Annotated in this window: 9 protein-coding genes; all 9 read right to left on the minus strand. The window is 53.9% G+C overall.

Annotated features, from left to right (window positions below; translation table 11 throughout):
• Positions 1-73 precede the first annotated feature (73 nt).
• Positions 74-295, minus strand: coding sequence for a hypothetical protein (locus F1728_RS18375; RefSeq protein ID WP_155365309.1), 222 nt, complete (start codon positions 293-295; stop codon positions 74-76).
• A gap of 365 nt (positions 296-660) precedes the next feature.
• Positions 661-1641 (minus strand): P-loop NTPase, encoded by a 981-nt coding sequence (locus tag F1728_RS18380; RefSeq protein ID WP_155365310.1) that lies wholly within the window; start codon positions 1639-1641, stop codon positions 661-663.
• Positions 1642-1713: 72 nt separating this feature from the next.
• On the minus strand, positions 1714-3069 hold the full coding sequence (gene flhF, locus F1728_RS18385; RefSeq protein WP_155365311.1) for a flagellar biosynthesis protein FlhF: 1356 nt from the start codon (positions 3067-3069) through the stop codon (positions 1714-1716).
• A gap of 98 nt (positions 3070-3167) precedes the next feature.
• Positions 3168-5255 (minus strand): flagellar biosynthesis protein FlhA, encoded by a 2088-nt coding sequence (gene flhA / locus F1728_RS18390; RefSeq protein ID WP_155365312.1) that lies wholly within the window; start codon positions 5253-5255, stop codon positions 3168-3170.
• Between the two features lie 231 nt (positions 5256-5486).
• A complete protein-coding gene (locus tag F1728_RS18395; protein ID WP_149344004.1) occupies positions 5487-6914 on the minus strand; it encodes a DUF1501 domain-containing protein in 1428 nt (475 codons plus the stop codon).
• A gap of 57 nt (positions 6915-6971) precedes the next feature.
• Entirely contained in the window at positions 6972-10064 is a 3093-nt protein-coding gene (locus tag F1728_RS18400) for a DUF1553 domain-containing protein (RefSeq protein ID WP_155365313.1), read from the minus strand.
• Between the two features lie 233 nt (positions 10065-10297).
• Positions 10298-11134: a hypothetical protein gene (locus F1728_RS18405; protein ID WP_155365314.1), complete on the minus strand. Its 837-nt coding sequence runs from the start codon at positions 11132-11134 to the stop codon at positions 10298-10300.
• Between the two features lie 3 nt (positions 11135-11137).
• Positions 11138-12382, minus strand: coding sequence for a class I SAM-dependent methyltransferase (locus F1728_RS18410; RefSeq protein WP_155365315.1), 1245 nt, complete (start codon positions 12380-12382; stop codon positions 11138-11140).
• Positions 12357-13430 carry a prepilin peptidase gene (locus tag F1728_RS18415; RefSeq protein ID WP_261344460.1) on the minus strand — a complete coding sequence of 358 codons (1074 nt, stop codon included), beginning with the start codon at positions 13428-13430 and terminating at the stop codon, positions 12357-12359. Before F1728_RS18415 ends, F1728_RS18410 begins: the two co-directional genes overlap by 26 nt.
• Between the last annotated feature and the right edge of the window lie 388 nt (positions 13431-13818).

Genomic DNA, 13818 nt, shown 5'->3' on the forward strand with positions numbered 1-13818 from the left:
TCCTCCGTGATCAACTTACAGTCGTTTCAAATAGGCACGATATAAAATGAATGACTGCGGTTACTTTATATTCTTATTCAGGATTTGTTTTCCATTTTTCAAAACTCGCCCGTACTGATTCTTCAACCAGACGGGAGGCAACTTCACCGAACACCAGGCCAAGACCAAAAAATATGACTGCAGCTATGAGTGCGGATTGTGTCGCTCCAAGGAAATCAGTATGGGAAATGATCCCTCGTACTGATTCAGTCGCAAAAGCGATCAGCGATAATCGAAATGCATAATGCAGGGCCACAGAATATTCCCGGATAGAGTTCGAAAAACGTCGGGATGAAACTCTCTTCACTTTCAGGAGAGAACTTCACACCTCTGTCTTTTAATATCGGTGTCCTGCCTTAGAAAATTTAACCTTTCTCCTACAATTTGATTAATCGTTAAAACCTAACATTTCAGACCGTTCCCGGTGCGTAACGCGATCGCTGAGTTCAGGCCCTAAGTTTGGGTTTGAACACTGGTTGGATAACGCAGTAACAGACCAGCGTCTGCACGCACGCGAATGGAATCAATTGTCAGGGGTTACAAATTAGACGTGACCTGAAGTCCAGGAAAGAACGGGAATGAGAGAGTATGTTCCCGGTGTTTCCATCCTGATTTTCAAGTTTATGCGGCTTCACCCAGCAGACGCTGCCAAAGTCGCGGAAAGTAAGACTCTTGTTTGTTTTGTTCTTTTGTTTTACGCACATCGATCACATGCCGGGCCAGGCGGAAAATCGCCTCGGCAGCCGGGCTCTGCGGATGACTGAGCACCAGCGGATCCCGATCGTAGACCGACTGAACGACCTGCAAATCATGGGGGATCTGCCCTGCCTGAGTCAGACCGGTGTGCAAAAACAGTTCGGTAGTTTTTTGGAGTTGCTGAAATACTTTGTCGCCCTGGTCGAGAGACGTGCATTGATTGACCAGGGCCTGGATTTCCAGTGATTGAATTGTTGAGAGGGACTTGATCGTCGCATAAGCATCCGCAATCGCCGTTGGTTCGGGAGTCGTCACGATCAATACATCGTCTGCAGATGTGACGAACTGGCGGATACTGCGATGGATGCCGGTACCGTTATCCAGAATCAGATAATCGTGGGTCGCTTCCAGTTCCTGCATCTGACCCAGTACATCGCGGCGAACAGCTTCCGAGCAGTCCGCGAGATCAGTCAGGCCGCTGGCGCCGGTAATTACGTTAATGCCCAGCGGTCCTTCCAGTTGAATTTCCTTGAGTGATCGGGCACCACTCACCACATGCGAGAGATTCCAGTAACCGTTCAGTCGACAGAGTAAGTCGATGTTACCTAACGCGAGATTGATATCCATCAGGCAGACCGAAGCGCCGGTTCTGGCCAGGGCCAGTGCCAGGTTCAGTGAGATCACCGATTTCCCCACACCCCCTTTACCACTGCAGACCGCCAGGGTGCGACAGCGTGTCGATTTCGATTTTTCGATCACACCCGGCTGACGCTGCTCCATCAGTCCACGCAGCACCTTCGCCTGATCGCCGTGAGACGAAGCGGCATGGTTCTCTGGCGATGCTGCAGACAGTCCGGAATGCAGATCGGCGTGTTCGAAATTAAATTCGTTGACAGCGGATGCCATCGGTTGACCCTGTTGATTGTGGAAACGTGAAAGGTTGTGAAATGAATGGGAGGTAAGATTAGTTGAAGCAGACTAACTTAGTTTGTCTTCGCCCAGAACCAGGCGTGAAATCCGGGCGGCATTCGCCGGTTCAATATCGTCGGGGACATCCTGTCCCGTAGTCAGATACTGAATCGGCAGTTTTACTTTCTGACTTAGAGTCAGCAGACTGCCCATGACGGGGGCTTCGTCCAGTTTGGTCAATATCATTGACGTTGGACGGGCGACTTTGAATCGTTCGGCAATCGCTTCGAGAGTGCGAACACTGGAAGTCATGCTCATCACCAGGGCGATTTCATCGATGGCAATATCGCGGAACAGGCTTTCCAGTTCCTGAATTTTCAGATCATCGCTCGGGCTGCGACCCGCGGTGTCGATCAGGACCAGGTCCAGTCCGACCATTTCGTCGAGTGCCATCTGCATTTCCCGTGGCGTGCTTACGACTTTCATGGGCAGGTCGATGATTTCCGCATAGGTTCGCAACTGTTCGACCGCGGCAATCCGGTAAGTGTCGACAGTGATCAGCCCCATTTTAATGTTATCACGCAGACGGAAGTTTGCAGCCAGCTTGGCGATCGTAGTTGTTTTACCGACGCCAGTGGGCCCAACCAGGGCCACCACTTTGCGTTGACCAGGTACCGGACGAATCGGGGAAGCACAGTCCAGTTGTGCTTCAATCAATGCCGCCAGCAGAGACTGGCTGGCCTGGGTATCTTTGAGTTGTTCGGGAGTAGCATGCTCTTTGAGACGGCTGACGAGGTCGTGAGCAATGGTTTCGTCTACTTCAGCGTCAATCAGATCCGTGTAAATGTGAAACAGTTCTGGGGGAACATCGGTGACGCGTTGTGAGCGGGTGCGGCGATCCAGTGATTCCAGCATTTCCTGGATGGCATTCAGCTTTTCTGCAAATTCCTCAGTGGGATCGTAGGCCGGCTGAGAAGTATGGCTCGGTCGGGGACGGGAATCCTGCAGACGCTGTTCAAGACGATTGTGAACTGGCGGTCTGTTGTCTTCCTCGACTCTTCTTTCGAGAGCAGGTGTTTGTTGGATCGGTGCGGGGCGACGTTCGGAGGGCAACTCACGAGACGGTGGTTCAGAGTAGGCAACTGATTCGTTGCGGGCACCCGCCGGTTGAAGATTGGAAGCACGATGTTGTAACGGGGAACTGGCGGGGCGTCTGTTATTCTGCACGGCGGCAGGTGTGCGGACTTTGATACCCAGACCTGCCGTGATTTCAAATTCTTCTCTGGTGCGGGTCCAGGGCAGGAGTCCTCTGCGGCCCGGCACCTGTTTTGTCTGCAGGATCACAGCATCGCTGCCCATTTCTTCGCGAACCAGCTTCAATGCTTCCTGCATTGAAGCGGCTTTAAAAGTGCGAACATCTGACATGGTTTTCAGTTCCTGTTTGGTTATTTACGTTTGATCTCGGTGGATCGTATTTGATTCAATTAAGTGTCGTGTTTGACTGCCGTTAATCGTGTTTATCTCTACGCTGCCCCCGCAACCGCATTCGATTTCAGACGGTCTGCTGAAACCTGTCCGATTGCTTCCACATCGGTGTCACGGGTGATTTCATTCAGACTTAACACGACCAGTCGTGGTAATAACGGGGATGTAATCTGTTTCAGGCCGGCGCGGATCTGGGGATTACAGAGCACGATCGGGTGTCCGCCCAAGGCAACCAGCGGTTCTACCTGATCGGCAATCGCCTGGGTGATGATTTCACCCGTCCGCGGTGCCAGCTTGATTGCCAGTCCATGCTCGTTGTAATCAATGCCCGACATCAGCACATCTTCCAGTTCCGGATCGAGCGTCACGACCCGCAACAGACGATTGCTGTCGCGATACTGCTGGCAGATGGAACGGGCCAGTCCATTACGCACATATTCGGTGAGCAACATCGGCTCTTTAGTTCGGTCTGCATAGTCGCCCAGCGTCTGCAGGATGGTTTCCAGGTCGCGAATTGGTACCCGTTCGCGGAGCAGATTGGAGAGCACATGCTGGACTTGAGAAATTTTGAGGACATCGGGAATCAGTTCTTCCACAACCTTGGGAGACGATTCCTTCAGGTTTTCAACCAGTCCGTGAACCTGTTCCCGGGTGAGCAACTCGCTGCTGTGTTCGCGGACGACTTCGGTCAGGTGAGTAATCGCAACGGCCGAGGGTTCGACGACATTAAAGCCCATCAGCTCAGCACGTTCTTTCTGGCCCAGTTCAATCCACTTGGCGGGACGTCCGAAGGCCGGCTCGATGGTGTCGATCCCCGGGATGTCGCCGTTCGTGGCTCCCGTGTCGATCGCGAGGAGACCATCGGGATAGATCGTTCCCCAGGCCACAGCGACGTCGCGAATCTTGATCTGGTAATCGCGTTGTCCCAGGCGAATGTTGTCGCGAATCCGAACCTTGGGAAGAATGATTCCCAGTTCCTGGGCAATTTTGTGTCGGATGCGGGTCACACGATCCAGCAGATCGCCGCCGGTTGCCGGGTCGGCCAGTCTCAACAGTCCGACACCCAGTTCCAGTTCGAGAGGATCGACAAACAGGTGATCTTCCGGTTTGGGTTCAGCAGGCTGTTGTTGCTGTTCCTGCTGTTGTGTTTCCGCTTTCTGTTTTTGTACTGCGGTAGCCTGCTGGCCTTTGCGTCGCATCATCCCGGTAACCGCACAACCGATGGCCAGAGCCAGCATCGGGCCGGCGGGCAGTCCTGTGAACGCCAGAGCGAACAGGAAGGTTGAAGCGAGGAACAGGGCTTCCGGATGCCCGGAAAACTGTTTGACGACGTCCCGGGGGAGGTTACTGTCGACTGAAGTTCGGGTAACGATCAAACCAGCTGCGAGAGAGATCAAAAAGCCCGGCACCTGGGTCACCAGACCATCGCCGATAGTCAGGGTGGTAAACACGGTTGCTGCTTTCGACAGCTCCATGCCGTGGTCTACCATACCCACATACAGACCGCCGACAACGTTGATCAGCGTGATGATGATACTGGCAATCGAGTCACCACGGACAAACTTACTGGCACCGTCCATTGAACCGTAGAAGTCAGCCTGTTCGGTGATTTCCTGGCGACGGGTTTTCGCTTCTTCCGAGGAGATCAACCCGGCATTCAGGTCGGCATCAATGGCCATCTGCTTACCCGGCATACTGTCGAGTGAGAACCGGGCGGCTACTTCACTGATACGGGTAGCACCCTTGGTGATCACCATAAACTGAATCGTGACCAGGATCACGAAGATAATCAGACCCACAACCAGATGACCGCCTGCCACGAACTGACCAAAGGCTTCAATCACGCCACCTGCCGCTGCGGTACCATCATCGGCTCCGCGGGTTAAGATCAGACGGGTGGTCGCTACGTTCAACACCAGCCGCGCCAGTGTGGTACCCAGCAGGATCGCCGGGAACACGCTGAATTCCAGCGGGCGTGTGACGTAAATCGTGGTCATCAAAATCACTACGGAAACAGTGATATTGCATGACAAGAGCAGGTCCATCATCATCGGAGGCAAAGGCGCAATGATCACCAGGACTGAACTCACTATGACTAGTGGGAAGATCAGACCCGAATTGCGCATTATCGCTCCGGATAGACCGGTCTTAGACTCCGGTGGCATCCATGCCTCCGCATTCGTTGGGGTTAGGGTTGGTTTTTAATTGTCAGAACGACAGATTTAGTGTGATGTGAACTATTAAGTTTTTGAGATGGATGAGAGAGAGGCGAGTGATAATGGAAACTCAAAAATCTGTCCAGAGGATTTCTTCATATTTCGCTCAAGTTTTTTTCAGACCGGGCCGACAGCCCTGTTTCAGGCCAGCATTTTCTCAACCACATGCGCTTCTTCCACGCCCGTTAAACGGAAATCGAGACCCTGGTAAAAATAGGAAAGCTCATGGTGATCGATGCCGAGAAGGTGTAGCACCGTCGCATGGAAGTCGCGTACATGAATCGTGTCTTCGACAGAATAGTAGCCTAGCTCGTCAGTCTCTCCTATTGTGACACCCGGCTTGGATCCACCCCCGGCGACCCAGATGGAAAACGCATCGATATGATGATCGCGACCAATCAGATCACGGGGCTCACCTTGTGGAGTCCGCCCAAATTCACCCCCCCAGATGACCAGCGTGTCATCCAGCAGCCCCCGTTGTTTGAGGTCTTTCACGAGTGCAGCCGACGCCTGATCGGTTTCCAGACAGCGGGCATCCAGCGATTCTTCCAGGTCGGTTCCCTTATTTCCATGATGATCCCAGTCCGTATGATAGAGCTGCACGAAGCGAGATCCTTTTTCCACTAACCGCCGTGCCAGTAGACAGTTACGGGCAAATGAAGGTTTCGCGGGATCGACGCCGTACAGATCGAGTGTCTCTTTCGTCTCGCCCGAGAGATCCATCAATTCAGGGGCGCTGGACTGCATGCGGTAAGCCATTTCATAGGCAGAGATACGGGTGGCGATTTCCGGATCGCGCGTCTTCTCCAGTCGAAGCGAGTTCAATTGATTTACCGTATCAATGAATTCCGACTGTCTCTCAGAATTGATCCCGGACGGACTGGAGAGATTCAATATCGGATCTGCTCCGTTCAGGAAGGGGACTCCCTGGTACGTGGTCGGCAGAAAACCACTGCCCCACAGGGGCGCTCCACCACGTGGTCCCCGCGGGCCGGATTGCAGCACGACGAAGCCGGGCAGATTCTGTGACTCGCTGCCAATTCCGTAAGTTACCCAGGCACCCATGCTGGGACGACCAAACTGTTGTGTCCCGGTATTCATGAAGAGTTTGGCCGGACCATGGTTAAAGACGTCTGTCTTCATACTCTTCAGCACGGTGATGTCGTCCGCGACCTCAGCCAGGTGTGGAACAACTTCCGAGAGTTCCATGCCCGATTCGCCGTGCTTCTTGAATTTCCGTCGCGTGCCCAGCAGCTTGGCGTCTTTTTTCAGAAACGCAAACTGCTTGCCCTCCACATACGATTCGGGGATGACCTTGCCTTCCAGTTCCTGCAGCTTCGGTTTGAAATCAAACATCTCCAGCTGACTGGGGCCACCCGCCATAAACATGTAAATCACATTCTTGGCTTTGGGCGGATGATGGGTACCATTCAACTTGCCGGTGCCGGCCTGTGCGCGTTGTTCCGACTGCATCAGAGAAGCCAGACCGATGGCCCCGGCACCCATCGCGCAATTCTCGAAAAAGTGACGTCGTGTCTGATCGCGTAACATCAGGTCATCGAAATTCATCTGATTCTCCCGGTCCGCCGGTCAGGTCATGCTGCCGGCATCCGTTTGAGGGGGAAACTATTCCCTGGTAATAAATTCATCCAGATTCATCAACACGCGGGCGACCGCCGTCCAGCTCGCCGCTTCGATCACATCAATCTGTTTGGGTAAATCGTCAGCCGCGACCTGGGCCGCTGCCTCTGGTGACTGTTTAAACTGAGCACGCTGTTCCTGCAGATAGCCGGTCATCACTTCCAGCTCCCGATCAGAGGGGGCACGGGACAGGCAGATTTCAAACGCGGCGCGGATGCGACCTTCATCGTAGGGAGGACCTTCCTGCAGGATGCGGAGCGCAAACCCTTGAGTCAGTTCGAACAGCGAATGATCATTGGCCAGTGTGAGTGCCTGGAGGGGCGTATTGGAACGCACTCGTCGCGTACACGTGGTATTACTGTTTGGTGCATCGAAGGTCGGCAGCATCGGATACGGACTCGACCGCCAGAAATACGTATACATGCCCCGCCGATAGCGGTCTTCGTTCTGCTCTTCCGGCCAGCTCTTCTTATTCTGTGTGAGCACGTAAATCCCCTCTGGCTGGGGCGGATAGACACTCGGCCCGCCGATCTTACGACTTAACAGACCACTGCTGGCCAGAAACAGATCACGAATCGACTCCGCTTCCATCCGGAAACGGTTCTGTCGAGATAACAGCAGATTCCGCGGATCTTTTTCCTGATGATTCGGGTTAAAGTCAGATGCCTGCCGATAGGTCGCAGAAGTCACAATCAGTTTATGAAATTGTTTCACATCCCAGTCAAGCCGCATGAATTCCGAAGCCAGCCAGTCCAGCAGTTCCGGATGCGTGGGATCTGAACCCTGTGTCCCGAAGTCGTTTTCGGTTTCCACAATGCCCCTGCCGAAGAACCGTTGCCAGTATCGGTTCACCGTCACACGCGCCGTCAACGGTTGCTCCTTGCTGGTCAGCCACCGGGCGAGGTCCAGTCGCGTCGGACGGGAAACCTCTTCAGGCAGAGCAGGCAACACTGCGGGGACACCTGGACTGACCTTCGCACCCGGATCCAGAAAATTCCCTCGTAGCAGAATGAAGGTTTCCCGCGGCTTGGGCAGTTCCCGCATGATCATGGTGGTCACGATCGCTTTGTTGACTTTGGTCTGTGCCGCCTTCTGTTTAGTCAGCCGCTGATTCAGAGCCAGCCATTGCGAATCCGACTGGTGAAAGGCCTCTTCCACGGTCGTTTTCTGTTTCGCGTCCCATTTGTCCTCTGGCTGTTTCAGGATCGCCAGAATTTCGGGTTTGATGTTTAAGACTTCCGGGGCCACCGTGGTGGCCGCCAGTCGGAAGCGACCGACATTGTATTTTGCATTCCGTGTATGCGTCAGGGTCACCCGCAGTTTGACCGGCTGTTTGGCTTCGATCGGTTCTTTGAGCTTGAGTATCGCCCGCCGGTCGACGTTCATACTCCCCTTGCCGGTATTAATGGCCCAGCCGGTTTTGAGATCTCCGTCTACCAGGTTACTGGCGGGGAATTTATCCTGTGAATGATCGGCGGTTGCCTGGATCAGCTTGACCGGCTGAAATTCAGACCAGCCTGCTTCGGTCTGCTCTGCCATTTCCACGGTCACTTCGTCCAGCACAAAGTTTCCGTTCCCGGCCCAGCCCGGCCCCTTGCGAGGCAGACTCTCGTGAGTCAGTACTTCCAGCCGCAGGCCGGAGGTCTCTTGTGGGATCGCCGCGGTTTCGACGACATACGTATCAAAGGCAGGAATCTTACCTCCTGCCAATAGCGAATGGTCTTCAAGAACGGTGAGCGTGGCTCCATTCATGGATTGGATCGATCCCGGTGCGAGAACGCTCCACTGCTGCTCTGACTGTTTCAGGTCCTGCTGCAGACGTTCTTTCCAGCCAGCGAACTTCGGTGCCAGTGCTTGTTTGCGTTCTTCCAGCTGTTTGGTGAGTTTCGCGATTTCCTGCTTCAACTCTCTCTGTTCGGTCTGCTGTTGCTCAGTAGGCAATGGCAGTGTGGGGGGCGCGCTGTTGATGTCTGCGGTGCTGTTAAAGATGGCATACAGCTGGTAGAAGTCCCGCTGGGTAATGGGATCATACTTGTGTTTGTGGCATTGGGCACAACCCACCGTCAGTCCGAGGAAGGCCGCTCCCGTGGTATTCACACGATCCACCACTGCTTCCACGCGAAATTGTTCCGGGTTGGTGCCCCCTTCCTGATTGATGAGGGTATTGCGATGAAAGCCGGTCGCGATCAGCTGCTCGGTCGTCGGTTTGGGGAGCAGGTCGCCCGCCAGTTGTTCGGTAACAAATTGATCGAAGGGCATGTTCTCATTAATCGCATCGATGACCCAGTCCCGGTACTTCCAGATCGAACGAGGACCATCAATGGTGAAGCCGTTGGAATCGGCGTAGCGGGCTACATCCAGCCAGTGCCGGGCCCAGCGTTCCCCGTAATGCGGTGAGGCGAGCAGGCGATCCACCAGACGCTCGTATGCACCAGGCTTCGTATCAGCCAGGAATTCCTGTACCTGTTCCACCGACGGAGGCAGTCCCGTCAGATCCAGACTCAGGCGACGGATGAGTGTCGTTCGATCCGCCTCGGGGGACGGCTTGAGTTGTTGTGTCTCCAGGCGATGCAGAATAAACGCATCAATCGGGTTCCTTACCCAGCCTTTCGCTTTGACTTGTGGAGGCTCGGGCCGCTCAATCGGCTGGAACGACCAGTGATCTGTTGAAGCATCAACGGTCTGCAGATTTTGTTCGCTGGCAGGGATGGCACCCCCGGCATCAATCCAGCGGCCGATCAGTTCAATCTCAGAAGGTTTGAGTGGCGGCAGATCGTGGGGCATCCGTGGGATTTTACCCTCCCCTTTCAGACTCAGATACAACAGGCTTTCATCCCGTTTACCGGGAACAACCGCTGGTCCACGATCGCCTCCTTTGATCAGGTTGGCACCGTAGTCCACGCGTAAGCCGGATTCCTCTGCCCCCTGAGAGTGGCAGTCATAGCAGTGCTGCTTGAGCAACGGTCGGATCTGTTTTTCAAAATCGACCTGAGACGCCTGGTCTGCAGCGGGAGCCGTCTGTACTGCGATCAGCAGGATACAGGCAGCGGTGGTCACAACTCCTGACAAATTCCGCATGAAAGAACCTGATACAAAAAATGAGCCTGATTTTCGCGAGCCGGGAGTAACATCAGAACAACGCGGATGACGAGGCAAAAATCTGGTCTGCTGGAGAAGCGGGGAAGGTCGCCCGATCGTAAAGTATCTTAAATATCAGATTACCAGCGGAATTACCGAAATGCAAGTTTTTGTCAAATGCTCAGTGGAAATCAGGGTTTATTGTGCCCGAAATGCCCGGCAGCAGGAGAGCTCTATTCACCTTCCAGCCGTAGTGCCGTAATCCGCACTGGCTGTTTGTCTGCCATGAAACAGAGATAGCACTCTTTCCCGGATTGAGTCGCTGGCTGGGCGCATGTGAGGATCCGCCGCCGACCAATGCTGATCACAAACCGGTTTCCGGTTCCCACCAGCCGCACAGGCACGCTGCCGGGTTGAGACTGTTGGAGATCCACCTTAACACTTTTGAGCTCGGTTTTCGTCTTCTGTCCGGTAGCAGTGACTGTGACTCCGGTATTCTGAAAATGGATCTGGCTGGCGACCAGGACCCGGTCCGGCTGCGCGGGATCCCGTGTCAGCAACTGCAGTTCAAAATCGGGGAACGCCTGTTTGACATCGACGCGAAAACTGACGCTGATCTTTTTGTAAGGACGGATAAACGTCGCGATACAGAACTGGTCCGCCGGCGACTCCATCCCGTCATCGGTAAATTTCCAGCCTGAGTTTTTCCAGAGCAGACGATAGAACGGATTCTGCCAACTGGTCGAGTCGAGCTCTCCCTGTTTTACCGTCTCCTCATCAGGCAGCAATGGCTGGCGATGCGCGGTCTGCGTCAGTACGGTCTCCGCTGAGGGTGTCACGGGCTCCTCAGTCGGAGTCGTTTTTTCTTCAGCCTCTTCCTCTGTCGAATCCTCTGCGGTCAACTCTGGTTCCACCGTCTGCTTCGCTAGGGTGGTCTGTTCGGGCAGCTGATGTCGACTTTGTATGCGATAAATGAACAGCCCGGAAACCAGCACGATGCACAGAAACAGGATCAGGCCCGGTTTGACGCGTCTGGTTTTGGGGGGTGTTGACTCAAGATCCTCATGCATAACTTATCCGGCACTGTCTTTCACAGCAGACTGACACAGTTGCTTAAAGTGATCTCCCAGCGAGCGTTCCAGTGCAAAGGCAGGAATCCCGAACTGGGTTTTTAATGATTCATACTCCTCCACCGCCTGTTGGAGATCGGAGTCTGTCAGGGGAGCAGTACGTTTGACCGCTTTGATGAGCAGGTTTTTGGGAGTGTGTTGTGTATCGATAAACTCGATGACCTGTGTGCGATATCCACAGATCTCCAGCACCTGTGAACGGAGTGCATCCGTCAGCAGAGCCGCTGTCTTTTCTTTGAGAATCCCGTGTTTGAGCAGACCCTCTGCAGACTGACTTGTGATCTGCTGGTAAATTTCATTCTGGCAGCAGGGAACCGCGAGGATCACACTCGCATCTGCCTGTATGGCAGCAGCCAGGGCAGCATCGGTGGCGGTATCGCAGGCATGTAAGGAGATGGAGAGATCGCAGTGGCCCTGCTCATTCTGAAAGGCAGCGATGTCACCCGTTTTAAAAGAGAGCCCCTGACAATCCAGGTTCTCGGCAATCTGCTGGCAGTGTTCGACCACCGATCGCTTCAGGTCGAGTCCCGTGATGTTCACATCACGCTGCAGGATCGAGGTGAAAAAATGATGGGTGGCAAACGTGAGATAACTTTTACCACAGCCAAAGTCTGTGATCTGGAGTGTGCCGTCTTCAGGCAGCGCAGCAACGATATCGTTGATGAACTCAAGATAGCGGTTGATCTGGCGAAACTTGCGGTACTGTGCTGCCTTCACTTTTCCATTGCGCGACATCACCCCGATCTCTTCCAGGAAGGGACAATGCACGCCCTCCGGGATCAGGTACTGTTTCGCGCGGTTGTGAGACGTCACCTGCTCGGGTTGCGCTTTGGTCGGAGCGTGCTTCTTCAACTGCACAGACCCCTTGTTCGTTTTCTGTAGGTGATAGTCTGCCTCATTCGTAAACAGATAACCTTCCAGAAACAGATCTTCCCACAGTTGCTCCACTCGTTGAATCGTCTCTCCGGGCAGCAGGTTTTCGTGAACTTCCTGCTGTCCCCGTGTGAACGAGAGTTGATAATGCTGCTTATCTCGAATCAGCACCGGTCTGATCGAAACCTTCCGCCGGGCTGCCGCCTTTTTTTTGATCGGCTTGCTCAATACCATTTGAATACAGTTTCCCTCCTGTAATGCTTCTTTTACCAGTGAAGGCAATCCCGATTCAGGATGTGAGGGTTGAGGATTCATCGAATGGTATCTGATCCTGCGCTGAGTTGGTGTTTTCTCGGTTTCGATATGCAGCTTCAGAGAGGCCAGTCAGCAGCGGAATTGCCACGATCTGGCCACCGGTTACGAATAGATAAGTCAGGTAACCGGTTTGATTGGGCAGGATTGTCAAATATCCACCCAGTAACAGTTGTAGCGTCAATGCGCCACAAAGAAAAGCCGCAGCCGGTAATTTGGCACAGAATGAGCCCCGCTTCCAGAAAACCAGTTGAACCAGACAGAGGATCAAAGCAGACAGAAATCCTACGCTGACCACCTGCTGCCAGCCCAGGTAAACTCCAGTCAGAACCAGGAGCCAGAGCGTCCGCGGCGGGAACAGCGTCGGTTGCTCTTCCGGCTGAAACAGGTTCCGCCAGCAGAATAAGATTCCCACGATCACACCATACAGCAGTCCCCAGCTGACAGTCAGCACCGAACTGAGTTCAAAGCTGACATGTAGCGCGCCATGATAGCGCAACTCACTTAACATGATTTCCGTCGATGACAGGTTCGTCTGAACGGAAACCTGGGCAGGAACCGGATGCAGTTCTGGAATCAGGCACCCTGCAACGAGGCCAATCCCCAGGCACCAGAACAACAGGCGGCGGGGAATCAGCTGGCGGTCATATTGAATATAGGCCGCAGCCACGACGACGATAAACAGGTAACAGTAATAGACCGTCAGCGCGATCAGGTCCCAGGTCCGTCCTTCGAGAATCTGATAACCCCCTGAAAAGCGGTTCGGAGACCGGTAGGGCAGCAGAGCTCCTCCCGAGTGCACAATCGCGAGATAAAGCAGCAGGAAAACGACACCCACCAGGGCTTCCACAATCGGGTAACGTGCCGGGATGGGAGCCTGGCAGTCGCGGCATTTACCTCGCAACAGCAACCAGCCCAGGATCGGCAGATTATCACGCGTGCGGATGGGGGTTTCACAAAAGGGGCAGCGGGACTTCGGTTTGGAAATGTTCAGCCCCAGCGGCATCCGGTAGATCACCACATTCAGAAAACTGCCGATAACGGAGCCCATTACAAAGCACCAGACAGCAGTAAAAACCTCCAAAAGCCAGTAGGAGGGACTCCAACTCATCGCTGTCAACAGTGGTGTCATTATCTGTCTGTCTCTGGTTGCGCCCGTCAGCGGGCGATCCTGCCGGCAAACCAGGATGCAGCTGTCTCAAACAGGTGACAATCTGATCCCCGCTACCGGAATGCGGGACGGTTCTGGCTTGATTAAAAATCGGGAGAAAATCATATTTTGCAGAATTCCCCCAGACCATCAGGACTGGAATAATCGTTGCAAAAAGTGAAAGTGGTTGATTCCCAACATCATAAAAAGATCCCTGGCAAAAATACATACACCATCTTACGTAATTGATACTTCATTTTTTCGAAAGTCGAGCTGGACCGCGCTTTCT

This window comes from Gimesia benthica (assembly GCF_009720525.1).
Taxonomy (GTDB): Bacteria; Planctomycetota; Planctomycetia; order Planctomycetales; family Planctomycetaceae; genus Gimesia; species Gimesia benthica.